The sequence below is a fragment of the Paenibacillus sp. B01 genome (assembly GCF_009649995.1).
In the GTDB taxonomy this organism is placed as follows: domain Bacteria; phylum Bacillota; class Bacilli; order Paenibacillales; family Paenibacillaceae; genus Paenibacillus_O; species Paenibacillus_O pasadenensis.
In genome coordinates, this window is the sequence record NZ_CP045802.1 from 5,109,798 (window position 1) to 5,135,746 (window position 25,949).

Annotated in this window: 25 protein-coding genes; 8 read left to right on the forward strand and 17 right to left on the reverse strand. The window is 65.3% G+C overall.

All coding sequences use genetic code 11. The annotated features are described in order from the left end of the window. Nucleotides 1–5: 5 nt before the first annotated feature. A complete protein-coding gene (locus tag GE073_RS21910) occupies nt 6–1,193 on the forward strand; it encodes a superoxide dismutase (RefSeq protein WP_153784373.1) in 1,188 nt (395 codons plus the stop codon). 208 nt (nt 1,194–1,401) lie between these two features. Here the strand turns inward: GE073_RS21910 and folE are convergent, their stop codons facing one another. The 7 genes from folE to GE073_RS21945 all read right to left on the reverse strand — a co-directional run bounded on the left by folE (nt 1,402) and on the right by GE073_RS21945 (nt 5,927). After that, a complete protein-coding gene (gene folE / locus GE073_RS21915; RefSeq protein WP_153784374.1) occupies nt 1,402–1,995 on the reverse strand; it encodes a GTP cyclohydrolase I FolE in 594 nt (197 codons plus the stop codon). Between the two features lie 42 nt (nt 1,996–2,037). Continuing rightward, nucleotides 2,038–2,295, reverse strand: a complete 258-nt coding sequence (locus tag GE073_RS21920; RefSeq protein ID WP_028598616.1) for a YneF family protein — start codon at nt 2,293–2,295, stop codon at nt 2,038–2,040. 53 nt (nt 2,296–2,348) lie between these two features. Further along, nucleotides 2,349–3,602: a tRNA epoxyqueuosine(34) reductase QueG gene (gene queG, locus GE073_RS21925; protein ID WP_153784375.1), complete on the reverse strand. Its 1,254-nt coding sequence runs from the start codon at nt 3,600–3,602 to the stop codon at nt 2,349–2,351. Between the two features lie 98 nt (nt 3,603–3,700). Further along, the gene (gene rnhA, locus GE073_RS21930; RefSeq protein WP_101807720.1) at nt 3,701–4,153 is read right to left on the reverse strand and encodes a ribonuclease HI; all 453 of its coding nucleotides are present in this window, start codon (nt 4,151–4,153) and stop codon (nt 3,701–3,703) included. 60 nt (nt 4,154–4,213) lie between these two features. Beyond that, nucleotides 4,214–4,798, reverse strand: coding sequence for a signal peptidase I (gene lepB, locus GE073_RS21935; protein ID WP_101807721.1), 585 nt, complete (start codon nt 4,796–4,798; stop codon nt 4,214–4,216). Beyond that, on the reverse strand, nt 4,795–5,361 hold the full coding sequence (locus tag GE073_RS21940) for a DUF402 domain-containing protein (RefSeq protein ID WP_153784376.1): 567 nt from the start codon (nt 5,359–5,361) through the stop codon (nt 4,795–4,797). Before GE073_RS21940 ends, lepB begins: the two co-directional genes overlap by 4 nt. Nucleotides 5,362–5,504: 143 nt before the next feature. Beyond that, nucleotides 5,505–5,927, reverse strand: a complete 423-nt coding sequence (locus GE073_RS21945; protein WP_153784377.1) for a GNAT family N-acetyltransferase — start codon at nt 5,925–5,927, stop codon at nt 5,505–5,507. A 329-nt stretch (nt 5,928–6,256) separates the two neighbouring features. Here GE073_RS21945 and GE073_RS21950 point away from each other — a divergent pair, with 329 nt between their 5' ends. Together GE073_RS21950 and GE073_RS21955 are read left to right on the forward strand one after the other, a co-directional pair. Further along, nucleotides 6,257–6,871 carry a superoxide dismutase gene (locus GE073_RS21950; RefSeq protein ID WP_153784378.1) on the forward strand — a complete coding sequence of 205 codons (615 nt, stop codon included), beginning with the start codon at nt 6,257–6,259 and terminating at the stop codon, nt 6,869–6,871. A gap of 895 nt (nt 6,872–7,766) precedes the next feature. Beyond that, nucleotides 7,767–8,135: a hypothetical protein gene (locus GE073_RS21955; protein ID WP_153784379.1), complete on the forward strand. Its 369-nt coding sequence runs from the start codon at nt 7,767–7,769 to the stop codon at nt 8,133–8,135. Between the two features lie 100 nt (nt 8,136–8,235). Here the strand turns inward: GE073_RS21955 and htpG are convergent, their stop codons facing one another. The 4 genes from htpG to galU all read right to left on the reverse strand — a co-directional run bounded on the left by htpG (nt 8,236) and on the right by galU (nt 13,907). Then, nucleotides 8,236–10,113 carry a molecular chaperone HtpG gene (htpG, locus tag GE073_RS21960; protein ID WP_153784380.1) on the reverse strand — a complete coding sequence of 626 codons (1,878 nt, stop codon included), beginning with the start codon at nt 10,111–10,113 and terminating at the stop codon, nt 8,236–8,238. 145 nt (nt 10,114–10,258) lie between these two features. Next, nucleotides 10,259–11,416, reverse strand: coding sequence for a S1C family serine protease (locus tag GE073_RS21965; protein ID WP_153784381.1), 1,158 nt, complete (start codon nt 11,414–11,416; stop codon nt 10,259–10,261). 22 nt (nt 11,417–11,438) lie between these two features. After that, nucleotides 11,439–12,833, reverse strand: a complete 1,395-nt coding sequence (locus GE073_RS21970; protein ID WP_153784382.1) for an FxLYD domain-containing protein — start codon at nt 12,831–12,833, stop codon at nt 11,439–11,441. A gap of 192 nt (nt 12,834–13,025) precedes the next feature. Further along, entirely contained in the window at nt 13,026–13,907 is an 882-nt protein-coding gene (gene galU, locus GE073_RS21975; RefSeq protein WP_146000452.1) for a UTP--glucose-1-phosphate uridylyltransferase GalU, read from the reverse strand. A 168-nt stretch (nt 13,908–14,075) separates the two neighbouring features. Between galU and GE073_RS21980 the strand changes: the two genes are divergently transcribed. Beyond that, nucleotides 14,076–14,480, forward strand: a complete 405-nt coding sequence (locus GE073_RS21980) for a secondary thiamine-phosphate synthase enzyme YjbQ (protein WP_101807739.1) — start codon at nt 14,076–14,078, stop codon at nt 14,478–14,480. 212 nt (nt 14,481–14,692) lie between these two features. On the opposite strand, the gene GE073_RS21985 is transcribed toward GE073_RS21980, so the two are convergent. After that, nucleotides 14,693–16,915: a methyl-accepting chemotaxis protein gene (locus GE073_RS21985; RefSeq protein ID WP_153784383.1), complete on the reverse strand. Its 2,223-nt coding sequence runs from the start codon at nt 16,913–16,915 to the stop codon at nt 14,693–14,695. Between the two features lie 208 nt (nt 16,916–17,123). On the opposite strand from GE073_RS21985, the gene GE073_RS21990 reads away from it, so the two are divergent. Beyond that, nucleotides 17,124–17,591, forward strand: a complete 468-nt coding sequence (locus GE073_RS21990) for a Dps family protein (RefSeq protein ID WP_101807741.1) — start codon at nt 17,124–17,126, stop codon at nt 17,589–17,591. A 104-nt stretch (nt 17,592–17,695) separates the two neighbouring features. Here the strand turns inward: GE073_RS21990 and GE073_RS21995 are convergent, their stop codons facing one another. From GE073_RS21995 to GE073_RS22015, 5 genes are all read right to left on the reverse strand, one after another. Next, nucleotides 17,696–18,292: a TetR/AcrR family transcriptional regulator gene (locus tag GE073_RS21995; RefSeq protein WP_101807742.1), complete on the reverse strand. Its 597-nt coding sequence runs from the start codon at nt 18,290–18,292 to the stop codon at nt 17,696–17,698. Nucleotides 18,293–18,320: 28 nt separating this feature from the next. Next, nucleotides 18,321–19,487, reverse strand: coding sequence for a YhgE/Pip domain-containing protein (locus GE073_RS22000; RefSeq protein ID WP_153784384.1), 1,167 nt, complete (start codon nt 19,485–19,487; stop codon nt 18,321–18,323). A 247-nt stretch (nt 19,488–19,734) separates the two neighbouring features. Continuing rightward, nucleotides 19,735–20,325: a ribonuclease H-like YkuK family protein gene (locus GE073_RS22005; RefSeq protein WP_153784385.1), complete on the reverse strand. Its 591-nt coding sequence runs from the start codon at nt 20,323–20,325 to the stop codon at nt 19,735–19,737. Nucleotides 20,326–20,559: 234 nt separating this feature from the next. Continuing rightward, nucleotides 20,560–21,210 (reverse strand): fumarylacetoacetate hydrolase family protein, encoded by a 651-nt coding sequence (locus GE073_RS22010; RefSeq protein WP_101807744.1) that lies wholly within the window; start codon nt 21,208–21,210, stop codon nt 20,560–20,562. A 6-nt stretch (nt 21,211–21,216) separates the two neighbouring features. Beyond that, nucleotides 21,217–23,235: an ABC-F family ATP-binding cassette domain-containing protein gene (locus tag GE073_RS22015; protein WP_153784386.1), complete on the reverse strand. Its 2,019-nt coding sequence runs from the start codon at nt 23,233–23,235 to the stop codon at nt 21,217–21,219. A 257-nt stretch (nt 23,236–23,492) separates the two neighbouring features. Here GE073_RS22015 and GE073_RS22020 point away from each other — a divergent pair, with 257 nt between their 5' ends. The 3 genes from GE073_RS22020 to GE073_RS22030 all read left to right on the forward strand — a co-directional run bounded on the left by GE073_RS22020 (nt 23,493) and on the right by GE073_RS22030 (nt 25,872). Further along, the gene (locus tag GE073_RS22020) at nt 23,493–23,795 is read left to right on the forward strand and encodes a transposase (protein WP_194843325.1); all 303 of its coding nucleotides are present in this window, start codon (nt 23,493–23,495) and stop codon (nt 23,793–23,795) included. Next, complete coding sequence (locus GE073_RS22025) at nt 23,792–24,661, forward strand: IS3 family transposase (RefSeq protein ID WP_194843450.1); 870 nt, start codon at nt 23,792–23,794, stop codon at nt 24,659–24,661. The genes GE073_RS22020 and GE073_RS22025 overlap by 4 nt, the downstream gene beginning before the upstream one ends. 833 nt (nt 24,662–25,494) lie before the next feature. Further along, nucleotides 25,495–25,872, forward strand: a complete 378-nt coding sequence (locus tag GE073_RS22030; protein ID WP_101807774.1) for a potassium channel family protein — start codon at nt 25,495–25,497, stop codon at nt 25,870–25,872. Nucleotides 25,873–25,949: the final 77 nt, after the last annotated feature.

Sequence of the window (25,949 nt, forward strand, 5' to 3'; positions counted from 1 at the left end):
TCGCCATGACCGAAGCGCCGTCCGACCTCGCACAGGCGAGGCTGCTGGAAGAGATCAAGCAATGGAAGCAAGAAGAGGCGGATCGGCTGGAGCAGATTGTGCTGGCCGCCGAGCTGGAGCCGGCTTATGCCGGCGTGCTGCAGCAATGGCAGCCGCTGCTGGAGCGGACGGCCGCGGAAGCGGACCGGCTGCTGGAGCCCCGCTCCGAGCCGCCAGCCGCAGGAGCGGCTGGCGATCCGGCCGAGCTGCTGGAGGCGGCCGCCGCGCAAAGCGGCGTGCTCGTCCAGCAGCTGCTGCAGCTGCTCTCGGCCAGTCCCGCCCTCGGCCGCGAGCCGGAGGCGCGCTCGGCCGTGCATGAGGCGCTGCGCGGCTGCACCGCCCGCCTCGCGCGGGCCGAGGCGATCCGCCAGGGGCGCGCGGCGGAGCAGCCGAGTGCGACGGCTGGCGCAGCGGCCGGCACGGCGACGGACGCGGCGGCCCCTCCGGCTGCAGCGGCGACGGCGCAGCTAGAGCCGTCCCGCGCGGAATCGCCTCCCCGCACCGGCCAAGCCGCCGGCGCGCACCAGCAGGTTCCGATCGGCGGGCACCAGCTGCCTCCTTTGCCCTATGCGTACAACGCTCTGGAGCCGTACATCGACGAGGCGACGATGCGGATCCATCACGACAAGCATCATCAGGCCTACGTGGACGACCTCAACAAGGCGGAGAAGGAGCTGCAGGCGGCGCGCAAGAGCGGCGACTTCGCGCTCGTCAAGCATTGGGAGCGGGAGCTGGCGTTCAACGGCGCGGGGCATTACCTGCATACGCTGTTCTGGACCGCCATGTCGCCGCAGGGCGGGGGCAAGCCGGTCGGGACGCTGGCCGACGAGATCGACCGCAGCTTCGGCAGCTTCGACGCGTTCAAGAAGCAGTTCTCCGAGGCGGCAGGCAAGGTGGAGGGCGGCGGCTGGGCGATCCTCGTCTACAGCCCGCGCAGCCGCAGGCTCGAGATCCTGCAGGCGGAGAAGCACCAGAACCTGTCCCAATGGGATGCGATTCCGCTGCTGCCGCTCGACGTCTGGGAGCATGCCTACTACCTCAAGCATCAGAACAAGCGGCCCGACTACGTCAAGGACTGGTGGAACGTCGTCAACTGGCCGTACGTGAGCGAGCGGTTCGACAAAGCGCGGACGCTGGCCTGGGAGCCTTACTAGCGCCGTCGTTTGAAAAAGATCGGCCTTGCCGTCCGAAGCGCTTCGTCCCTTGACCGAAACAGCACGAAAAAAGCCCTCCAGCCTGAACTCAGGCTGGAGGGCTTGCCGTGCTCCGTGCTCATGCCGCCTCGCGCTTCGCCGGCCCGCTGGCGGGCTAGCTGGCACGCTGACGCAGGCTCGCTGGCGCAGGCTGCCGGAGCTCTCGGCGCTACTGCTTGAGCAGCGAGAGGAACTCCGCGCGCAGCGCGCTGCTCGAGCGGAACTCGCCGCGCACGCCGGAGGTGATCGTCTTGCTGCCGGGCTTTTTGACGCCGCGGGAGCACATGCACAGATGCTCGCCCTCGACGACGACCATGACGCCCTGCGGCGACAGCGCCTCGTCGAGGATGTCCGCGAGCTGCGACGTGATCCGCTCCTGCACCTGCAGCTTGCGGGTGACCGCCTCGACGAGGCGGGCCATCTTGCTCAGGCCGAGGATATGGCCGTTCGGCAGGTAGCCGATATGGATCTTGCCGAAAAACGGCGCCATATGATGCTCGCACTGGCTGTAATACACGATGTCCTTGACGATGACGAGCTCCTCATGGTTCTCGTCGAACGTCACGCCGAGCACGTCGGCGGGATTGACCTCGTAGCCGGCGAAGATCTCCTCGTACATGCGGGTGACGCGGGCGGGCGTGTCCAGCAGCCCTTCGCGCTCGACGTCCTCGCCGACCAGCTTGAGAATCTCGCGGAGATGATATTCGATCTGATCGCGGTTGCGCGCGACCATCGAGTTGGAGTAATCTTTCAAACCTGCCATCGCGGCCTCCCTGGCTTCCTTGAGGAGCGGGCGGCTGCCGTGTTATCTGCGCTTGCCGCCACGCTGGTTCGGGATGAATTTTTGCTGTCCGCCTTGCTGGCCCTTCATCATCTGCTGGGCCTTCTGCATCTGCTTGTTGTTCAGGTTGTAGCCCATCTGCTTGGCCATCTTTTGAAGCATCTCCGGATCGGACTGCATCTTCTCCATCTGCTTGCGCAGATAGAACACGCCGATGAAAAAGCCGCCGACCAGGCCGACGATCAACGTAACGATCGGGATGACGATATTATACCATTCCACGTGCAGTTCACCTGTCCTTTAATCAGGGTCGATAGAGCTCTTCCATCTTAGCATTATCGGGGGGGCCGCGCAATTTCAACCGCGGTCCCGGCAGCGTCCGCCGCCTTTGCTTTCGGCTGCGCAGCGGCGGCTCCGCCGTCGGCCTCGGCCTGCTCCCGCAGCGAGGCGAGCGAGCGTGCCGCCCAGGAGCGGGCCTCCTCGTCACTCTCGCGCTCCGCCGCCTCGGCGAGCGCGGCCTCGGCCTCGGGCCCGCCGATCCGCCCGAGCGACCAGGCGGCCGTGCCGCGCAGCACCGGCCGCGGATCCTGCTGCAGCACGCGGATGAGCGCGGGCACGGCCGACTTCTCCTTGAAGTTGCCGAGCGCGATGACCGCGTTGCGCTGGATCGGCTTTTTGCCGCGCCAGGACGAAGCGTTGCGCCCGTACCGCTCCTTGTACTCGCGGTTGCCGATCTCCAGCAGCGGCTCCAGCAGCGGCTTGACCTGCTCGGGGTCGGGCTGGAATTCCGGATGCCGCGTCACGTTGACGCCCCGGTTGACGGGGCAGACGATCTGGCAGGTGTCGCAGCCGTACAGCCGGTTGCCGATCTTGCGCATCAGCTCGTCCGACACCATCTCCTTGGTCTGGGTCAAATACGAGACGCAGCGCTGTGCGTTGAGCTGGCCCGGTCCGACAAGCGCGCCCGTCGGGCAGGCGTCGATGCACTTCGTGCAGCTGCCGCAGCCGTCCTCGACCGGCGAATCGGGCTCGAGCGGCAGGTTCGTGATCATCTCGGCGAGAAAGATGAACGTGCCGTGCTTGCGGTTCAGGATGAAGCTGTTTTTGCCGCTCCAGCCGATGCCTGCCCGCTCGGCGACCGCCCGGTCGCTCAGCTCGCCCGTATCGACCATCGACTCGGCCCGCAGCTCCGGCACGCGCTCGCGCAGCCATGCCTCCAGCCGCGCCAGCCGGTCGCGCAGCACCGTATGGTAATCCTCTCCCCAGGAGGAGCGGGACAGGATGCCGCGGCGCGCGCCGGGCTCCGACTTGGGCGGATCCTGCAGCTTGGACGGGTAGCCGACCGCGATCGCGATGATCGACAGCGGCTCGTCGAACAGGAGCGACGGATCGACGCGCCGCTCGATGTCCTTCGGCTCGAAGCCGGACTCGTAGCCGAGCTCGCGATGGCGGATGAGCCGCCCCTTGAGCGCCGCGAACGGCTCCGGCGACGCCACGCCGATATCGTCGATGCCGAGCCCGTAGGCGGCTTCCTTCATTTCGGACTTGAGCCGGCTCCAGAAGCCGGCGTCTGCTGCGGTTCGATCCATCTTCTCCTCCTCCTTTCCCTCGCCCCAGCCGTCGTCTGCCCGTCGCGAAACGGAAGCGGGGCCGCGCTAGCCGCGCAGCCCCCGCTCCCCTAGCTCCCTTACCCCTTGCCGCCGGCCCGCATCGCCTTGATGGCGCCTACGGCCAGCTCGTCGCAGCGGTTGTTCCATTCGTTGTCGCTGTGGCCCTTGACCTTGACGTAAGCCACCTCGTGGATGCCCATCAGCTCCCACAGCCGCTGCCAGAGCTCCTTGTTCTCGACCGGCTGGCCCTTGCTGTTCTTCCAGCCGTTGCGCAGCCAGCCCCGGATCCAGTTGTTCTGAAAGCAGTTCACGACGTACGCCGAATCGCTGTGCACGGTGACGCGGCACGGCACCTTGAGCAGCGCCAGCGCCTCGATGACCGCCTGAATCTCCATGCGGTTGTTCGTCGTATGCGGCTCGGCTCCGGAGATCTCCTTGCGCTTGTCGCCGTAGAACAGCACGGCCGCCCAGCCTCCGGGACCCGGATTGCCGGAGCACGCGCCGTCGGTGTATACGGTCACTTCCTTCATGCTATCGCTCCTCTTCCACGGTAAATGGCGGACGGCGGCTCCGCCGCTCTCGCCGGCCGCCTACAGGCGTCCGGCATGGTCCAGCGGCCAGAGCAGCAGCTCGGCCCGGCCCGTGATGTCGCTCGCGTCGACGGCGCCGAACGTGCGGCTGTCGCGGCTCGCCCTCCACTGCCGATTGTCGCCGAGCACGAAATAATGCCCCGGCTCCACCTGCACCGCCTGGAAATTCTCGAGCGCCGGCGCCCGGTCGGCGTAAAGCTCCGGCACCGGAAGCCCGTTGCGCAGCAGCTGTCCCTGGCGCAGCTCGACTACGTCTCCGGGCAGTCCGACGACGCGCTTCACGAGGTACCCCGGACTGCCGTCCTCCGGTCGCGGATCGCGCAGGATGACCACATCGCCCAGATGGATCGGCAGCGCGTCGCCGGCGAGCCGGCTGACGAGCAGCCAGTCGCCCGGATGAAGCGTCGGCTGCATCGAGTCGCCCTCGACGATCGACAGGTTCAGCACGAAGCGGTTCAAAAAAAGCACGACCGCCGCCACGACGACGGCCGTCCGCAGCAGCGCGGACAGCTCTCGCCTGCGGGCGGCTGGACGCGGCTGCGGCTGCGGCTCGGCCGGCAGCCCGGCCGCGACAGGCTCCGTCATGCCGGCCCCTCCTCTTCCCGGACTGGACGGTTCGCCCAGGCCTCGTAATAGCGCAGCACGATCTCGTCCTCGAACGGCGGCTCGCCGGCGCGGATCCGCTGCGTCACCTCGCGCAGCCCTTGGCCGACCTTGGCGTCGACGATCGGCGGATAGCGGTAGTCCGTCTTGTGGCGCTCGTACTCGTCGCGGTCGACGACCGCCAGGTCGCCGTTCGCCGTACGGATGACGTCGAGGTCGTAGTCGATGTACGTCAGCACGTCTCCCGTCAGGTACGGCGGCGAGGCGAGGTTGCAGTAGTAGCGGATGCCGAAGTCCTCCATCATCGCGACGACGTTGTACCACTTGCCAGGCAGGAAAAAGGATACGGCCGGCACGCGGCTGACCCATACCGAGCCGTCCGCCTCCGTGATCGGAGTCTGGTTGTTGATCAGCACGATCATGTTCTCCTCGGCCTGCTGCGGCAGCAGCAAGCGGTCGGGAACGAGCCAGTTCTTCTGCCACTGGCGGTGAAGATGGCCGTCGTGCTTGAAGCTTTTGATATAACAGCGCCGATACGTGTCCACTTACGCACTCCCTGACTTAAACCATCATAGTAATAAGAAAAGCATATCCGGGCGCCAAAATCAATGGACGCCGGACATGCTTGAAGGAAAGGGCGGCTTGGCCGGCGAGCGCCTGTCCGGAAAAAATCCGGCCAGGGCTCGTCCTAGCCCGCCACGATGCTGAGTTTCTGGAACGAATGATAGAAGTCGCTCGGCTCGAAGCCGAGTGAGCTGTAGAGCGTAAGTACGGGTTCGTTATGCCTGTCCGCCGTGACGAGAATCTTGGAGACGTTGCGCTGCTCGAAGCGGGCGCGCAGCCGGGAGATGAGGCCCTTGGCGATGCCGCGTCCTCGGTAGTCCTTGTGGACGGCGACACGGTAGTAGTACCCTCGGTTGTTGTCGATCGTGCCGATGATGATGCCGGCGAGCTGATCTCCATCCGATGCGACGAGCACGAGATCGCTGTCCCAGGACAGCTGCCTGCTGAGAGCTTCCTTCGTTTCCTCGTAGCACTCTTCGCACAGAACCGATTGCAGCAAGGAGGTCGCGCCGCGGTAGTCGGCGAGCTGGAAAGAACGAACATGCATGAATGCTTAGCTCCCTTACATTCAATGTCATTGGTAAAAGCTAAGTTTGATTATACGACAAAAGTAAAGGAAAGCGAGACTTTTTGTCCAAAAAACCGCATTAAATTTAACATTGCGCTTACATTTCGTTGAAAGCGCTTTATTGATAACGCTTACCCGACCGTTTGAACTTTATAGCGCACGGGTAAGCATAAACGATCGTTTTTGTGGCATTCTAGATGTCGGCTCGCAGTCCGCCCGACTTTTGAAAGAAAAATGTTGATTTATTCAAGGGCTTGAGGGATAATGATCTGGAATCGCTACATATCATTCGAGGAGGTTTTTTGATCATGGCACATGAACTTCCAGCACTTCCGTATGCAAACGACGCTCTGGAGCCGCATATCGACGCGCAGACGATGGAGATCCACCACGACCGCCATCACAACACGTACGTGACGAACCTCAATGCCGCTCTGGAGTCCGCTCCCGAGCTCGCATCCAAGTCCGTCGAGGACCTGATCGCCGACCTCAGCAGCGTGCCGGAGTCCATCCGCACGGCCGTCCGCAACAACGGCGGCGGACATGCCAACCACAGCCTGTTCTGGACGACGATCGCCCCGAATGCCGGCGGCGCTCCGACGGGCAAGCTGGCTGAAGCGATCGAGAGCGAGCTGGGCGGCTTCGCCAAGTTCCAAGAAGACTTCGCCAAAGCGGCTACGACGCGCTTCGGCAGCGGCTGGGCCTTCCTCGCCGCCGACAAAGCCGGCAAGCTGAAAGTATACAGCCTGCCCAACCAGGACAGCCCGATCATGGAAGGCGAAACGCCTCTGCTCGGCCTGGACGTGTGGGAGCATGCCTACTACCTCAAGTATCAAAACAAGCGTCCCGACTACATCAAGGCGTTCTGGAACGTCGTGAACTGGGACGAAGTCGGCAAGCGCTACGAAGCGGTCGCGAAGTAAGCCTTCTTGCCCTTGGACAAGCCTGCCTGCAGCATTATGCTGCGGGCGGGCTTTTTCGATTTCGAGCGCGATCGATCTCTCCAAGTCCGCTGTCCGATATTCGCCGTTGTCCGCTGTCTGCTGCCCGCTGCCTCAGGTTCGTTAAAATTACAAACCTTTGCTTTCCGGCTCGATAGCGCTTGTGAGTATCGTTCGGATCAATCGCGATTCGGCCGAACCGCCAGAAAATATTCCGACGTCGGTCAAGAGGATAGGCTCCTGCCGCATAGGCTAATGCATCCTGCGTTTTCAGCCATGCGCCAGACGGAAGGAGCTGTTCGACCGGTATGTCACAGCCTTACTTGTATTACGCTCCCAACAGCGCCTATCGCTATGTCCAGGCAGGGGGCGACTGCGGATGCGGCAGTCCTCGCGCGTTCCAGCCCGCGCCGCCGCCGATCCCTCCTACGCCGCCGACGCTCTTCCCGCCGTTCGGCGGCGGCCTGTTTCCGCCGCTTGGCCCGGGCGGCGGCTTCCCCGGCCCCGGGCCGTTCCTCCGGGGCCGGGGCCTTGGCCGCCCGGACCCGGGCCGTTCCCTCCGGGCCCTGGCCCTTGGCCGCCCGGACCGGGGCCGTTCCCTCCGGGGCCGGGGCCTTGGCCCGGAGGACCGGGGCCGTTCCCTCCGGGGCCGGGGCCTTGGCCGCCCGGACCCGGGCCGTTCCCTCCAGGGCCGGGGCCTTGGCCGCCCGGACCCGGGCCGTTCCCTCCGGGGCCGGGGCCTTGGCCGCCCGGACCGGGGCCGTTCCCTCCGGGGCCGGGGCCTTGGCCGCCCGGACCCGGGCCGTTCCCGTTCGGCCCCGGGGCGGCGGCGCCAGCGCTGGCCGCGAGCCCTGCGGAGACGGCGGCCGTCTCCGCCATGGCGCCGGTCGGCTCGGTTCCGCCGGGGCCGACGGCGGCGCCGAATGCTCCCGCTCCGCCCGTGACGGTGCGGATCGACGGCGGGGAGTCGTTCCCCTACGTCACGGAGGACTACCAGATTCCCTTTTATGAAGGCATGAACATCGCCCAGGCGCTCGACTACACCGGGGTCGTCCGGGCGACGACGAGCGGCGTGCAGGCCGTCGGCGGCGTCCGCAACGATACGACCGACGACGTGCGGATCGGGAACGGCGTCCAGTACGTGCTGAGGCTCAACGGGCGGCAGATCCCCCACTCCCTGCTGAGCTTCCCCGTCCACCGCCGCGACGTGATCGGGATCGAGCTGATCGTCATCGGCCAGAGCTAGGGCCTGGCGGCAAACCCGCCCTAGGGCGGCGCAGCCCAAAAAGCCTCCGTCCCGCAGCGATGCGGAACGGAGGCTTTGCTTTTTTTTACCGTCGGAAGAATTACACCATCACCTGGCAGATCTGGTTCGTGAACTCGACCGGATCCTCGATCGGCAGCCCCTCGATGAGCAGCGCCTGGCTGTACAGCAGCGAGGTGAACAGCTCGAGCTTGGCCGGATCGGCGGCGTGGGCTTCCTTGAGCGCGCGGAACACGTCGTGGCCGGTGTTGATCTCGAGCACCTTCTGCGCCTTGACGCCGGAGCTGTCGGGCATCGCCGCCAGCACCTTCTCCATCTCGATCGTCAGGTCGCCCTCGGTCGCGAAGCAGACCGGATGCTTGCGCAGGCGCTTGGAGGCGCGGACCGCGCTCACCTTGCCGCCCAGCAGCCCCGCCATCGCCTCGAACAGCGGCTTGTTCTCCTCGTCGGCCGCTTCGTCCTCCGGCTTGCTCTCATCCTCGATGCCCAGGTCGCCGCTCGAGACGGAGCGGAATTCCTTGTCCTTGTAGCTCGTCAGCATGCGGATCGCGAACTCGTCGATGTCGTCGGTGAAGTACAGGATCTCATAGCCCTTGTCGAGCACGAGCTCGGTCTGCGGCAGCTTCTCGATGCGCTCGGCGGAGGAGCCGCTCGCGTAGTAGATGTACTTCTGGTCCTCCGGCATGCGGGAGACGTACTCGGCCAGCGTCACGAGCGCTTTGTCCTTGGACGAGGTGAACAGCAGCAGGTCCTGCAGCGTCTCCTTGTGCGCGCCGTAGTCGCTGTACACGCCGAACTTCATCTGGCGGCCGAACGAGCCGAAGAACTTCTCGTACTTCTCGCGCTCGTTTTTGAGCATGCTCTGGAGCGCGCCCTTGATCTTCGACTCAATGTTCTTGGCGATCTGCTTGAGCTGACGGTCATGCTGCAGCAGCTCGCGGGAGATGTTGAGCGACAGGCTCTCGGAGTCGACCATGCCCTTGACGAAGCTGAAGTAGTCCGGCAGCAGGTCGGCGCATTTGTTCATGATGAGCACGCCGCGGGAATACAGCTCGAGCCCTTTTTCGTACTCCTTGGTGTAGTAGTCGAACGGGATCGTCTCCGGGACGTACAGGATCGCCTGATAGACGACCGCGCCGTCGGCGCTCACATGCACATGCGCGAGCGGCTTGTCGAAGCCGTAGCGCTTCTCGTGGTAGAAGCTCTCGTAGTCCTCCGCCTTCAGCTCGGACTTGTTCTTGCGCCAGATCGGCACCATGCTGTTGATCGTCTGCTGCTCCGAGAATTCCTCGAACTCGCCCTCGGCGCCTTCCTTCGGACGGCTGGAGGTCAGCTCCATCTTGATCGGATAGCGGATGAAGTCCGAATATTTCTTGACGAGCGCCTTCAGCCGGTACTCGTTCAGGTAGTCCTCGTAGCTTTCGTCCTCGGTGTCCGGCTTGATGTGCAGCGTGATCTCCGTGCCGATGGCGGCTTTGTCGGCCGGCTCGATCGTGTAGCCGTCCGCGCCTTCGGATTCCCAGCGCCATGCCTGCTCCTCGCCGAGCGCGCGGGAGACGACCGTCACCTTGTCAGCGACCATGAACGACGCGTAGAAGCCGACGCCGAACTGGCCGATGATGTCGCGGCCGTCCTTGGACTCGTTCTCCTGCTTGAACGCGAGCGAGCCGCTTTTGGCGATCGTGCCGAGGTTCGTCTCGAGCTCCTCGCGCGTCATGCCGATGCCGGTGTCCGCGATCGTCAGCGTGCGGGCCGCCTTGTCCGGCTTGACCTCGATATAATAGCTGTCCTGATCGAACGTCAGGCTGTCGTCGGTAAGCGCTTTATAGTAGATCTTGTCGATGGCGTCGCTGCTGTTGCTGATGAGTTCGCGCAGAAAGATCTCTTTCTGGGTGTAGATCGAGTTGATCATCATGTCCAGAAGACGCTTCGATTCCGCCAGGAACGGTTTCTTTTCCACTTCGACTCTCTCCTCTTCGTGCCTGAATCTTAGCACTCTCATCGCTCGAGTGCCAGCAAGGTTTATATATCACGGCCTGATTCGGCTTGTCAAGGACGGCCTGCCGCTCGGAATCTTCCGCTCCCGGCATGGCCGGCCCTCCCGGTCAGCCTTTCTTCTTGGGCGCTTTCTTGCCTGCCGCATCCAGCTCCTTGCCCTTGCCGTCGATCAGCTTGAGCTGGTCGTTCTCGTAGCCGACCTTGTACGTCACCTCGAAGTTGCGCTTGACGCTCGCCCCGTCCTGACCATGCTCCTCGGCCTCGATGACCGCCTTGACGGTTGCGCTGCGCTCGCCGTTCTGGGTCACGTTCAAGCTCTTGATGACGACGTTTTTCGTCGGCAGATAGCCTTTGCGGAAGTCCTCGTACGGGTCCTGCGCCTTCCAGCTGTAGCCGAGCAGCGAATAGGCGTACAAGTAGTCGCCGTTGCTCAGGCTCTCGTAGAAGCGGGATACGAGGTAGCCGGCATAGTCCGTAATCGTCTTTTTGCCCGCCGCCGTGTCCGCCTCGTCGTCCCTGACGCCGGGCAGCTCCTCCATCGGACTGTTCGACCAGCCCTCGGCGATGCCGAGCACGTCCGCGATCGGGATGCTGAAGCCGATTTCCCCGTCCTGCATCTCCGCCGAGTTCATGCCGAGCACCGCTCCCGTACGCTGATCGACGAGCGGCCCTCCGCTGTTGCCCGGAGCGATCGACGCCGAGATCTGATACAGATTGCGGTAAATATAAGGCTTCATCGCGAAGTTGCGCCCGAGGCCGCTGACGATGCCGGTCGTCACCGTGCTCTGCAGGCCGAGCGGACTGCCGACCGCCAGCACCGGATCGCCGACCTCCACCCGTCCGGTCCGCTCCAGCTTGAGCGGCTGGGAGCCGGACAGCTCCGGCACGCGCACGACGGCGACGTCGAGCTCGCTGCCGATGCCGATCACTTCCCCGGTCAGCTCTCTGGCGTCGGAGGCGATCACCCGCACCGTGCGGGAGCCGGCCACGACATGCGCGTTCGTCAGCAGGTCGCCGCGGTCGTTGTACAGGAAGCCCGAGCCGAGGCCGCTGTCGCTCTGGATCGTGAACACCTTTTTCTGCGTGTTGAAAATGACTTCCTTCAAAGCGCTGGCGCTGCCCGCTCCTCCGCTCGGGAGGACGGCCAGCAGCGGCTCCGCCCCCGCCCGCCGAGGCAGGTCGAGGTGGATCGCCAGCGAAGCCGTCCCGCCGGCCAGCAGGAGCAGGGCGGCAAGGGCCGCCGGCCAGCTCGTCTTCCATTTCATGCGGGACCTCCTTTCCGGCGGGCTACTCAATGTACCACGTCGCCTTCGTAATGATGGCGGTCAGCTCGCCCGCAGGCAGCGATGCGGCGCCGCGGAAGGCAGCCCTGCCGCCCGGCTCGATCGAGACGCCCGGCTCCGTGCCTGCCGTGACCGTGCCGACGGTGCGGCCTTCGGCATCGAGCAGCTTGTATTCGAGCTGCACGGAATGGATGCCGCGCGTCGCCTTGCTCTCGACCTCGCCGGACACGACGGCCCGTCCTTCCTCGTCGCGGCTGACCTTGACGCCGCGCACCGCCACGGCGGCGGTGCGGTTACGCAGCTGCTCGTCGTAAGCGATCTGGCGCGCCGCATCCAGACGCTGCTGCTCCTGCCGCTCATAGTTCTCCCGCTCGCGTCCGATCCGCGCCTCCAGCTCCTTGAGCGGCTCGACCGCTCCGGCATGCTCCCGCGCCTCCGCCACGGCTGCGAGCGCTGCCGAATAGTCGCGTCCGCGCAGCAGCGCCTCCGCCTGGGCGGAGCCGGTCTCGACGATCAGGTCGAGAATGCGCTGCCGCAGCTGGGAAGCGCCGGCATCCTGCAGGCCGCGCAGCCGCTGCAGCCGATCCGCGAGCTCCGCCACGCTGTCCAGCCCGTCCAGCTCCTGCGAGACCTGCTTGACGGCGAGACGCGCCGCCTCGTCTCCGATGCGGCCTCGCACAGGGTCGAACACCCGCTCCTGGCGGTTCGCCACCGCCGCCTGCACCTGCCTCAGCTCGCCCTCGGCCTGCTCGAGCCGGCCGCTTTCGAGCAGGCGCGCCGCTTCCTCGACCTGATCGTCGAGCCGCCGCGCCTGCCGCGTAATGTCAAGATCGCGCAGCAGCCCCGCTCCATCCGGCCGCATCTCCGCGGCCCGCTCGAGCAGCTGCTCCGCCTGCGGATAGCGGCCGGCGAGCGCTTCCCGCGAAGCCTGCTGCTGCCACGCCTCGGCCCGCTCGTTGAGCCTGAGCTCGCGGACGAGCACGCCCGCGATGCCCGCGCAGCCGACCAGCAGCGCCAGCGCCGGCGGCAGCCACTGCCTGCGCGTGCGGCGCAGCGACTCCCGCCAGCCGGCGGCAGGGCGCTCCGCTTGAGCGTAGGCGGGACGCGGCCGCTCGGAGGAGCTTTCCTCCGCCTGATCCAGCCGCTCGTCCTCGCGCATGCGCTCCATCAGCTCCCGCGCGTCCGGGGTTCCTCCTGCCGGCGCGGTCCCGATCTCCTGGATCTGCTCCAGCCATTCCACCCGCTCGCGGCGCCGCACGAGCAGAGCCGCCGTATGCAGCGGCTTGCCGCAGCGGCTGCAGAAGCTGGCCTCGTCGTCCAGCGTCTTGAAGCCGCAATAAGGGCATGGGGTGCGGATGCCGCCCGATTCCCGTTCCGTCGATTCCGGTCCACTGCTCATCGCTTCATGCCTCCGCCATCTTTCCGTTCGCCCGCCCTCCTCGGAGGTTCGGAGCGTCTTCCGTTCATACGCCGCTTGCCGGCGTTTTGTTTCCAATCCACCCGATTAGGACGATCATCCCGGGGAAAAAGCCTTGGTCCAACCGAAAAAAGCCATCCGCAAAGATGGCTTGGCGCGAATGACGCCTGGGGATCAGGTCGCGGCCGGCTCCGGATGCAGCTTGCTCCGCATGTAGTCGCGCACGGCCTCGGCCAGATCGTCCCGCTCGAGCGCCATGTCGATCGTCGCCTGCACGAAGCCGAGCTTGTCGCCGACGTCGTGGCGGCGGCCCTGGAACTTGTAGGCGTGCATCGGCAGCACGGAGTTCAGCTTCTGCAGGCTGTCCGTCAGCTGGATCTCGCCGCCCTTGCCGGGCTCGGCGCGCTCGAGCAGGCGGAATATGGCCGGATCGAGCACATATCGGCCGACGACCGCCCAGTTGGACGGCGCTTCTCCGGGCGCCGGCTTTTCGACAAGATTGCGGATGCGAGGGAACAGGCCGTCGCCTTCCAGATCGACGATGCCGTATTTATGCGTCTGATCCCACGGCACCTCCATGACGGAGATGACCGACGAGCCGGTATCGCGGTAGTAGTTCATCATTTCGCCCAGGCAGGGCTGCTCGGAGCGCAGGATGTCGTCGCCGAGCAGCACCGCGAACGGCTCGCTGCCGATGAAGCTGCGCGCGCACAGCACCGCATGGCCGAGCCCGAGCGGCTCCCGCTGGCGCACGTAGACGATGTCGGCCAGCTTGGAGATGCCGCGGACGAGCTCGAGCATCTCCTCGTTGCCCCGCTCCTCCAGCTCGGCCTCCAGCTCGACGGACTTGTCGAAATGATCCTCGATCGCCCGCTTGTTGCGGCCGCTCACGATCATGATGCTCTCGATGCCGGAGGCGACCGCCTCTTCGACGATGTATTGGATCGCCGGCTTGTCGATCAGCGGCATCATTTCCTTCGGCTGCGCCTTGGTCGCCGGAAGGAAGCGAGTGCCCAGCCCGCCGGCTGGAATAATGGCTTTGCGGATATGCGTCAAGATTGAACCACTCCTTAAGAGATGCAAGATATGTAAGATCGGACAGTCCGGGACGGATTCGCCGCTTGTTCCATAAGTTTACCAATTGTTGAAGGATCGCGCCACCAGAGGTTATGATGGCAGCGATGCTTGGTTTTGGAAAGCCAAATAAGGATAGGAGCGAGGCCCATGCGGATCACCGAAACGCTGCGCACGCTGCGGCGCGATGAAATGATCGACATTACCCGGCAGGTCCAGTCCCATGTGCAGGCAGCCGGCATTCAGAGCGGAGAAGTCCTGGTATACTGTCCCCATACGACGGCTGGATTAACCATCCAAGAGAACGCCGATCCGGACGTCAAGCACGACATCCTGCTCCGTCTGGACGAGATCTATCCGTGGGAGCATCCCGGCTATCGGCATGCCGAGGGCAATACGGCCGCCCATCTGAAGGCGCTCACGACGGGCACGAGCCAGCTCGTCCCGATCGAAGGCGGACGCCTCGCGCTCGGACGCTGGCAAGGCATCTACTTCTGCGAGTTCGACGGCCCGAGGACGCGCGAGTACCGGCTCCGCATCACCGGCGACCGCTAGGCTCCGGCGCCGCTCCAAAAGCGCGACTGCGCTCGCTCCCGGCTGCCGTGTCGAGCGAGCCGGGACTTCGGCATCGTGACGGCTCTATCGGCTCTAGCGGCGGCCAGCGCTTTTGAAACGCAGCAAGGCCCGATCGGATCGCGAGATCCGGTCGGGCCTTGAACATTTTACGGGCAAAAAGGCCGCGATGCGGCGCCTCCTGCCGACCGGCCTCAGCGCACGCGCGATTCGGTCAGGTGGAATTGGCCGACCATGCCTTGCAGCTGGCCGGTGATCGCCTCGGCCTCGCCGGCGGTCGCCTGCACCTGGGCCATCTCCCGCTGCAGCTCCTGCATCTGGCGCTCCGCCTCGGCGCTGATCCGGCGGTTGTGCTGGCTCACCTCCGCGATGCTCTCCATCAGCCGCGCGACCTCGCCGGCAACCTCGCCCTTGCGGCCGTCGCCTGCGGCGGCGGCCATGAGCATGGCGCCGGCCGCCTCGGCCAGCTGCCGTCCGGTCTCGACGGCGCGGCTGCCTTCGGCCATCGAGGCTGTCGCGCGCTCCGCCTCGCCCTGGATGCCCCCGATGATGGAGCGGACATGCTCCGTCGACTGGCGCGTCATCTCCGACAGCTTGCGGATCTCGCCGGCGACGACCGCGAAGCCGCGGCCGCTCTCGCCCGCGCGAGCCGCCTCGATCGAGGCGTTCAGCGCGAGCAGATGCGTCTGCGCCGAGATCTGCTCGATCGCCCCGAGCACCTCGCCGACCTGATGCACCGCCTGCACGAGCCCGTCCAGCGTCTGCCCGGACTGCTCCATGCGACCCGATATAGCGCCCATCGCCTCTCCGATGCGCTCCACCTCGCTCCGCGCCACGCCGATCTCGCGGCTGGCCTGCTCCTCGAGCTCCTGCAGCTGCTCCCGCATCTGCCGCGCCGAAGCTTTGGCGCCTTCGATGTCGCCCAGCTGGGCGGCCGTGCCGGCGATCATCTGCCCCATCGAGCCGCTGACCCGCTCCGTCCGCTCGGCCAGCTCGGCCGCCTTGCGGCTCAGCTCGCCCTGGCTGACGCGGACGTCGCCGGAGGCGGTCCGCACGCGCAGCATGATGCCCTCGAGCGAGTCGATCATGTTGTTGATCCACTTGGCCAGCTCGCGCGTCTCGTCTCCCGCGAACGTCTCGGTCCGCAGCCGCTGGGTCAGGTCGCCCCCGCCCTCGGCGTTGAGCCGGATGAAGCGGGCGATCGCCCCGAGGCGCTCCGCCGTCCGCCTCGTCACCCGGCGGCGGGCCGCCAGCGAGCCGGCGGCGCCAAGCACGACGTACGCCGCGACGGCCGCGGCAGCCTGCGTCAGCGGATCCGCGCCCAGCCTGAGCAGGACGGCCAGGAGCAGCGCGAACAGCGCCGTCCCGGCCAGCAGCGACAGCGCCGAGCTCCGCCGGTGCTGCCAGTCGATGCCCCGGATCCGGTACACCTCCTCCAGATCGCCCTCGCACATCATCCCCCACAGATCGGGGTGATGCGGCAGCCGGAAGGTGACGCCTTTGCCGATGACGGGGATATGCCGGTAGTCCGAATAGCCTGGAAACTCGACGAACAGGTTGGAGCCGTTCCGGATCGTATTCGCCACGCCGGGATGCAGCTCCCCCGTCGCCGGATCGGTGAACCGCAGCTCCAGCTCGGTATGCTCCCGGATGCCGACGACGCCATAATCGGTCCGCACTCCGTCCTTGAGGTTGTCCCCATGCGTGAAGGTCCGATCCTCGAAGCGGCTGCGCGACAGCGCCGTGCCGGGCTCGATCGTGCGGTCGATCTCCGGCTTGGCCATGAACAGATAGTTGTCGCCCGAATCGGGATACACATGCCCGGACTCGCGCTGGATCAGATCGCCGAGCACATCCCCCGGCACTCGTCCGCAGAGCGCTCCGCTCCACCGCCCGTCCTCCAGCACCGGCTCGATGAACAGCAGCGTGATGCGGTCGTGGAAGCTCGACGAGCGGGGCCCGGCCTCGAGCGTCCGCTCGTCCCGGTACGGGCCGAACAGGCAGCGCCCGCCGATGCGCTTCGCATACGCGAGCCCGAGACCCAGCCCCTCTCCGCTTTCCTCCGAGTAGGCAGTCCCGCTGTGCCGCGGTAAAGTCGATGCCGTCACGAATCCCTCCCGGTCGAGGAAGAACAGCTCCGTGAAATCGCCCGCCCGTCCATATGCCGCCCGCAGCGAATCGACGCCGCCTCCGCCCGCCAGCAGCGCCTGCACGCCTCCGTCCCCGGCCTCCTGCTGCAGCTGCTGGCGCAGCCGCTTCATATGGCCCCAATATTCCTCCGCCCAATCCTGCAGCAGCGCCGCCCGCGTGGCCGCGATGCCCTCGAAGATCTCCTTCACGTCCTCCGTCCGGCCGCGGTTCAGGCGGCAGGATATCCACAGCGGCAGCCCCGTTCGAAAGCCAAGCCAGTCAAACATGGCGTTCTCCCCCTCTTGTCCTCATCTGTCTCTCTAACGGATTTGATTACGTTATCGGTCCGACGGCGCTTCGTTGAAAGGGAGGACGGCCATCTCTTCAAAAAGAATAACCGGCTCCATGCGGAGGATGTCCTTGACAAATCAGCTTATTTATAATAATTTTAATGTAATAACAAATACAAAAATAAATCAAAGGAGCTGTTCCCTCATGACCCAAACGAACACGAAAGCCGTCGATGCCGCCGCCGTCCACGCCGCGCTCAATCTCCAGCTGGCCAACTGGAGCGTCCTGTACGCCAAGCTCCACCAGTTCCACTGGCTCGTGAAAGGGCCGCATTTCTTCACGCTGCACGTCAAGTTCGAGGAGCTGTACCGGGAAGCCGCGGCCCGCGTCGACGAGCTGGCCGAGCGCGTGCTCGCCACGGGCGGCCGCCCGCTGTCCACGATGCGCGAGTTCCTGGCCGCGGCGACGCTGCAGGAAGGCTCCGGCGACGAGTCCGCGATCGAGATGGTCCGTTCCGTCGCCTCCGACTACCGGACGCTCGCGCAGGAGCTCGGCCAAGCGATCGCCGACGCCGAGGGGGCGGGCGACGACGCGACCGCCGACCTGCTGCTCGGGATCCACGAAAGCATCGAGAAGCATGCCTGGATGCTGGACGCGTTCGCCTCCGCCTGATCGTTTCAAGCTCCTCCCGCCTCCCCTGTCGAATGCCAAAAAGGGCTGCCTTCGAGAAGCCGGTCGATGCCGGCTTGCTCGAAAGCGGCCCTTTTGCTGCGCCTTTAGCTCCTGTCGGCATCCGTCTGCCCTCGGACCGCGGCCAGGATGAAGGCCGTCAAGTCCGCGACGACCTCGTCGGCGGTCAGCCGCTCGATCTCCGGCACGCCGTGCATGTCGATCATGCTCATGTTGGCGAGAAGCGCGCCCATCACGAACAGCTGCGTCGTATGGAGCGAGCGGAAGCGGAAGCAGCCTTCCGCCCGGCCGCGCTCCAGGCACTCCCGCAGGCGGACCTGGATGAGCGACTTGTGCGACTGGATGATCTCGCGGCGCGGGGAGCGCAGCGCCATCTCCTGCTGGATGATCGCGATCAGCTCGGGCTCGCGGCGGCGGAACCGCGTCATCTCGCGGATGATGACCTTCAGATCGGCCTCGGGATCGGGGCCCGGCGCCAGCGACCGGATGTCCCGGTCGGGGAAGTACTCGTTGAAGATCGCGGCGAAGACGCCGTCCTTGCCGCCGAAATGATAGGAGACGAGCGCTACGTTGGCGCAGGCCTCCTCGCAGATCTGCCGGATGGTCGTCTTTTCGAAGCCATGCTCCGCGAACAGCTTCTTGGCGGCCCGCAGCATGCGGACGCGCACGTCTACCTTGCCCATAAGCCGCCTCCTGTCCGTCTGTTCCCGCTCAGCGGGCCGACGGCGCCGGCTGCGAAGCGGCGCGCTGCGCCGGAGCTCCGGCCTTCTTGAGCGCGACGGCCGCCACGCTGACGAGCAGCGCCCCCGCGCCGGTCAGCGCCAGCGCCAGCACGTCCGGACCGGTCGACGAGCCGCCGAACAGCAGGTTCATCATGCCTTCGACGGCGCGCGTAGCCGGCAGCCACTCGCCGATGCCATGGTAGAACGACGGCAGCAGCTCGCGCGGCAGCATCGCTCCGGAGCTCACCAGCTGCATCGACAGCAGGATGATGTTGAGGAACATGCCGGCCATGCCGAGCACCTGCAGCACCATCTGCGACACGAACATGAAGCTGAGCAGGATGAGCAGCATGAACAGCCAGACGCTCAGGAAGCCGCTCTCCATCTGGCCGCCCAGCGCGGCCAGCAGCCCTGCCGAGACGAGCGAGACGACGAAGGCGATGACGACCGTCAGCGACGCCTGCGCCCCGAAGCGCTGCCATTTCGTCGTCGAATGGGCGACGGCCATGCCGGACTGGAAGAAATTCAGCGCCATGATCATCGCTCCGACCCAGGACGCCAGCACGAGCATCATCGGCACCATCTGGTTGTTCATGCCGTCCACGGCATGCAGCGACTCCAGCTGGGCCTCGACCCGCTGCGCGAGGCTGCCGGCGGCGGCCGCCGCCGCTTCCTGCGGCATGCCCTGCGCGGCCAGCGCGCCCTGGATGCCCTGCGCGGCGGCGCGGCCATTGGCCTCGGCCGTAATTTGCGCCGCGACCGAGCTCATCACGTTTTTGATCATGACCGGGTTGGACTCGTTGAGCAAGTAGTGCAGCGAAGCCTTGCCCTGCGGATCCAACACGCTCGCCGTGAAGTCCGCCGGAATGTGCACGACCATCTGCACCTCGCGCTCGTCGAGCTCCTGCCTCGCCGCCGCCAGGCTGTCCGACTGCTCCATGCGGAACGGCAGCTGCTGCACGAGCTGCTGCGCCAGCTGGTCGCCCGCTTGACGATCCTCGCTCACGACGGCGATCGCCAGCTGGCCGATCCGATCGTTCACGCCGCTGTATCCGGTCATCCAGATGATGGAGAATACCACTTGCATGAGCAGCGCCGTGGCGATGCCCGCTTTTGTCGTCGGCCTTTGCAGGAAGGCCTTGAAGGCTTGATTCATTCGTTCGATCCCCTATCCTTTGATTTAAACGGTTGTTTAAAACAACGGTTCAACTTTACGGGGATTTGCTTTGGTTGTCAAACTCTTTTTTATGAAGCGTTTTCGCGGAAACGCTTTTCGGCATGGCGGCTCGGCGGAGCGTTTCGCCCCCGAAAGGTCGGAAGTCCGAAAGCCCCGTCATGCCGAAAAGCCGTCTGCGGCTGCCCGCAAACGGCTTTTGAGCACGGCTCCGCCGCTTCCGGCGGCGCTACATGACGAACTTCGCCGGCCGCTTCGTGTAGCGGTTGGCGTAGCTGGAGGCGCAGTAAGCCTCCGGCTTGACGCGCGGCACGTAGCTCCCGATCGTCTCCACGCGGGAGATCATCTCCTGCACGTACAGCGCGGTCGGATTGAGACACGGCTCGGTGCCGGCGTCGATGTCGATGAAGGCGCGCAGCTCCGCGCCTTGGTACAGATGCGGCAGCAGCAGCTCCTCCATGCGGGGCACGACGCTCAGCTCCTCCAGATGGGCGGCCATCTCCTGCGACAGCGACGTCTCCAGCGCCAGCTTCTCGCGGATGGAATCCAGCTCGCGGCCGAGCACGTACGGCCGGTAGCAGGCCCAGGCCCCTCGGCCCACCCGATGCAGCACGAGCCCGGTGATGAATTTCGTATGGCTCGGGTGCACCTGGCAGTCCGTCCCGATCGCGAAGTGATAGCTCGCCCGCGGGTCCTCCGCGACAAAGCGCAGCAGCCGGTCGGCTACGTCCCCTACCGAAAGATGCTGCTCCTTGACGTTGTGGAACCGCAGCCGGTTGGCCCGGTCATGCGCCTCCGGCTTTCGTTTGAACTTCGTCACCAACTCACCGTCCTCGCTGCTGCTTTGGTGCTCGGGTCCTCTCGAACAGCTTATGCGGGGACGGAGAAGGCTATGAACGAGGGCTCAGCGGGCGGCGGACGCACTTTTGCCGAGAAAGCAAAAAAGGCTGCCTGTCTCGGCAGCCTTTTCGTCAACGAAGAAGGGAAGCCGCCGCTCCCCCGCCTGGCAGCGAATGGCGGCAGGTCCGCCCGTCCGCAAGCGGCCAAGGAAAGCCTAGGGCCGCAGCCTCACCTGAAGCGAGCCAGCCGGCTCGCCGTTCCAAAGCGCGGTCAGCGTCTCGCCGTCGAGCAGCGCCGCTACGCCGGCCGGCGTGCCGGTGTAGAGGATGTCGCCGCGGCGCAGCCCGTAGCGGGAGCCGATATGCTCGGCCAGCACATCCGGCGCGAAGATCATGTCCGCGGCATTGCCGAGCTGGGCGACCTCCGCTCCGCGCAGCAGGGAGAAGTCCGCGCCCTTCAGTCCCTCAAGGCCCGGATAAGGCCGCCACGGTCCGAGCGGCGACGAGCCGAGGAAGCCTTTGGCGGCGAGCCACGGATGGCCCTTCTCCTTGAGCCGGCTCTGCACGTCGCGCAGCGTCAGGTCGAGCCCGAGCGCCATCGCGTCGAACAGCTCGTCCGCCGGCAGCCCCGGCTCCCAGTCGCGGCCGGCGCGCAGCACGATCTCCAGCTCGAAATGCACCTCGCCTTCCGCACCCGGCAGCTCGACCTCGCGTCCGTCCATCGGGACGAGCGCGTGGGTCGGCTTGGTGAACACCATCGGCGATTTCGGCACCTCGTTGCCGAGCTCCAGGGCGTGCAGGCGGTAGTTGCGGCCGATGCAGTAGATGTTGCGTACGGATTCCAGGTCGAACTCTTTTTCGCTCATATCGGGTCAGCTCCTCGGCTTCGTTTTTTGGGCTTCGATCTGCTCGGACAGCTCGTTCAAGTACGTCCAGCGCTCCAGCAGCTCCTCGAGCCGCGCCTCCAGCTCCGCCTGCTCGGCCATCAGCCGCTGCAGGCGCACGGAGTCGCTGCCGCTCTCGCCCATCTCCTCGTGCACGCGGGCGAGCTTGGCCTCGGTCTCCTCGATCCGGCCGTCGATCGCTTCGAAGTCCTTCTGCTCCTGATAGGACATGCGCAGCTTCGGCTCGCGGCGGGCCGCCCCGGCTGCGGCGTCGGCCGGCTCGCCAGGCGGCGCGGAGCCGCCGGCCGGCCGGTCCCCTCCGGCAGCGGCCGAAGCGCCCTGGCCTCCCGGGGCCGCTCCGGCCCCGCCGCGTCCGCCCGCGCCGGCTTGCTCCGGCTCGGCGAGGCTTTTTTTGCCGCGGCTCTCCTCGTATTCCGAGTAGTTGCCCGTATGCTCGACGATCGTCCCGCCGCCTTCGAAGGCGAAGATGCGCTCGACCGTGCGGTCAAGGAAGTAGCGGTCATGGGAGACGACGAGCACGACGCCGGGGAAGTCCTCCAGGTAGTCCTCCAGCACGCCGAGCGTGGCGATGTCCAGGTCGTTGGTCGGCTCGTCGAGCAGCAGCACGTTCGGCGCTCCGCTCAGGATGCGCAGCAGCTGCAGGCGGCGCTTCTCGCCGCCGGACAGCTTGGCGATCGGCGACCACTGCATCGCCGGCGGGAACAGGAAGCGCTCCAGCAGCTGGCCCGCGGAGATCGTCGTGCCGTCGGCCGTGCGCACCTGCTCGGCCTGCTCGCGGATGTACTCGATGACGCGCATCGACTCGTCCATCTCCTCATGCTCCTGGGAAAAGTACCCGATCCGCACCGTCGGCCCGATCGCCACCTCGCCGGCGTCCGGCTGCAGGCGGCCGGCGATCAGCTTGAGCAGCGTCGACTTGCCGCTGCCGTTGCGTCCGATGATGCCGACGCGGTCCTCCGGCACGGCGATGTAGCTGAAGTCCGCGATCAGCGTCCGCTCGCCGTAGCGCTTGGCCACGCCGTCCAGCTCGACGATCTTGCGGCCGAGCCGCGACGAGGCGACGGACAGGTCGAGCTTGCCGGACGTCTTGTCCGGCCCGGACGCCTTCAGCGCCTCGAAGCGCTCGATGCGCGCCTTCTGCTTGGTCGAGCGGGCCTTCGCCCCGCGCCGGATCCAGGCGAGCTCGTTGCGCAGCAGATTTTGCCGCTTGGCCTCGCTCGACGCCTCGCGCTCCTCGCGCTCGAGCTTGAGCTCGAGGAAGCGGCTGTAGTTGGCCGTGTAGAAAAATGCGCGCCCCCGGTCCAGCTCGACGACCCGGTTGCTCACGCGGTCGAGGAAGTAGCGGTCATGCGTCACCATGAGCAGCGCGCCGCGCCGCTTCTGGAGCATGCCTTCCAGCCACGCCACCGACTCGTTGTCGATATGGTTGGTCGGCTCGTCGAGGATGAGCACGTCCGACGGCGACAGCAGCGCCGCCGCCATCGCCGCGCGCTTGCGCTGGCCCCCGGACAGCGTGCCGAGCCGGGCCTCGGGATCGCGCAGCCCGAGCTTGGACAGCGCCGTGCGGGCGTCGCTCTCGAGCTGCCAGGCGTCCAGCTCGTCCATCGCCGCACCCGCCCGCAGCAGCCGCTGCTGCAGCTCCTCGCTCTGCGGATGCAGCTCCAGCCCCTCCAGCGCCGCCGCATGCTCGCGCACGGCGCGCAGCTGCGGCGTATCGCCGCCAAGCACATGCTCCAGCACCGTCTCCTCCGGATCGAACTCGGGATTCTGCAGCAGCATGCGCACGCTTACGCGCGGCGGGATGACAACCTTGCCGGAATCGGCCGGCTCGATGCCGGCGATCGCTTTGAGGAAGGTCGACTTGCCCGTGCCGTTCACGCCGATGATGCCGATCTTGTCGCCTTCGGAGATGCCGAAGCTGACGTCCTCGAACAGCTTCTTCTCTCCGTATGTCTTCGTCAGATGCTCGATGGATAACAGATGCATGGCAGTCCTCTTTCCTCATTCCTTGTGGTCGCGGATCCGGCCCGTGACGGGCCGGACGTTCGTCCTCCCATCATACCACAGGCGGCGACAGGCGTTCATGCGGCCTCGGCCGGCGGGCCGGATCCAAGGCACATTTCTGCCTTGGTTGGCCCGGCTTTCGGCCGTCACGCCGGATCCAAGGCACATTTTGCAACTAGAATAAAAAGTGGACACCCTCTAACGGACAGACAATAATGACCGTAAGTGGAGGTGTACTCATGACAGAGGAACGTAGGCGCCAGCATTATAACGAGGATTTTAAGAAAGAAACCGTCAAGTTCATTCAAGAGCAGACCAAGTCGCTGGGTGACATTGCCGAAGAGTTGAACATTCCCAAGAGCACGCTGCATCAATGGCTGGCCCAGTACCGGGAATTCGAGCACGAGCCGGTGAACAACGCCGAGCTGATCCGGGAGCTGAAAGCAGAGCTCAAAGCGAAGGAACGCCAGATCAGCGAGATGGAGGAAGAATTGGCCATTGTAAAAAAGGCGGTGCACATCTTCAGCAATCCACGGAAATGAAATTTCAGTTCATTGAGGACTCCCGCTTCGAATTTCCGTTGGAGAAGTTGTGCAAGGTCATGCAAGTGTCGCGGAGCGGATTCTACAAATGGAGCCAGGCGCTCCCCAGCGCCCAGGCTCAGTCCAAAGCCGACATCCAAGAGCGGATTCGGTTCCACTTCCATGATGCGCAGCGTCGGTATGGAGCCCCGAAGCTGACGGTGTTGCTTCGGCGGGAGGGATACGCCATTTCCGAACGTACCGTCAGTCTTTACATGGCCGAAATGAAGCTTCGTGCTTGCGTTTCAAGCCGCTTCCGAGTGCGCACGACCGACTCTGACCATGACCACCCCATCGCTCCAAATCTCTTGAACCAGCAGTTCGACGTTGAGAAGCCGAACCAAGTATGGGTGGCGGATATCACCTACATTCCTTGTCGGGAAGGGCGCCTGTATCTAGCAAGCGTCATGGATTTATGCACCCGTGAAATTGTCGGCTGGACGCTTGCAGGTCATATGAAGACCGGGCTTGTTTTGGATGCGCTGGAGAAGGCCTATGCGAGTAAAAAACCGCCTGCTGGCCTGCTGCACCATTCGGATCGAGGCAGTCAGTATGCCTCAGAAGCCTACCGAAGCGGGCTGGAGCAGTACGGCATGACCGCAAGCATGAGCCGCAGAGGCAACTGTTATGACAATGCGAGCATGGAATCGTTCCACAGCATTCTCAAAAAAGAACTCGTCTATTGCACGCGATTCTTGACTCGAAAACAAGCCTCCCAAGACATTTACCGCTACATCGAATTCTTTTACAACCGCAAGCGAATTCATGGCTCGTTGGGTTACCTGTCCCCGGCAAGATTCGCGGCTCAATTCGACGTCCAAGCCTGAACTCCGTCCGTTAAAAAAGTGTCCACTTTCTTGACAGAGGTCCATTTCTGCCTTGGTTGGCCCGGCTTCCGGCCGGCGGGCCGGATCCAAGGCACATTTCTGCCTTGGTTGGCCCGGCTTCCGGCCGGCGGGCCGGATCCAAGGCACATTTCTGCCTTGGATGGGCCGGCTCACGGCCAGCGGGCCGGATCCAAGGCACATTTCTGCCTTGGTTGGCACGGCTTCCGGCCGTCACGCCGGATCCAAGGCACATTTCTGCCTTGGATGGGCCGGCTCACGGCCGGCGGTCCGGATCCAAGGCACATTTCTGCCTTGGATGGGACGGCTTCCGGCCGGCGGGCCGGATCCAAGGCACATTTCTGCCTTGGTTGGGCCGGCTTCCGGCCGTCACGCCGGATCCAAGGCACATTTCTGCCTTGGTTGGGCCGGTTCACGGCCGTCACGCCGGATCCAAGGCACATTTCTGCCTTGGTTGGGCCGTTTCACGGCCGTCACGCCAGATCCAAGGCACATTTCTGCCTTGGATGGGCCGGCTTCCGGCCGTCACGCCGAATCCAAGGCACATTTCTGCCTTGGTTGGCACGGCTTCCGGCCGTCACGCCGGATCCAAGGCACATTTCTGCCTTGGTTGGCCCGGTTCACGGCCGGGGGCACGCCAGCAGCGGCCGGGCTCCCTTCGGCAGCGGCCGAGCTCTGTCCGCCGCAGACCGGCCTTCGTCCGGCAGCGGCTTCGCTCTTGCCCGCTACCTCGCTTTTTTGAAGACCGCCGCAAAGCGTGGTACACTATGGAGCATTCCGGCGGGGCGAGCCCCGTCCAGGCTTCGGAGGGATCGATGTTTTCCTTTATCGTGACGAGCAAGCGGCTGCTTACCGCCTTTTTCCATGCCTTCAAGGACAAGGAGTTCCAAGGGCTGTTTTTCATCCTCGCCGTGACGCTGCTGTCCGGGACGATGTTCTACCGCGGCGTTGAGGGATGGCGTACGATCGACGCGCTCTACTTCTGCGTGACGACGCTCACGACAGTCGGCTCGAGCCTCGAGCCGGCGACCGACTTCGGCAAGGCGTTCACGATCGTCTATGTGTTCGCCGGCATCGGCATCATGTTCGGCTTCATCCGCATCCTGGCCAGCCATGTCCGCCTCGGGCGCAGCCGCCGCAAGGCCAAGAGCCCGGACGCGGCCGAGCCTGCGGCAGACGGTCCCGACGCTTGACGGGACGAAACGTTCGCATGGCAAAAAGCTCGCTCCGCGAATCATTCGCGGGGCGAGCTTTTTGGCGTCTGCAAGGG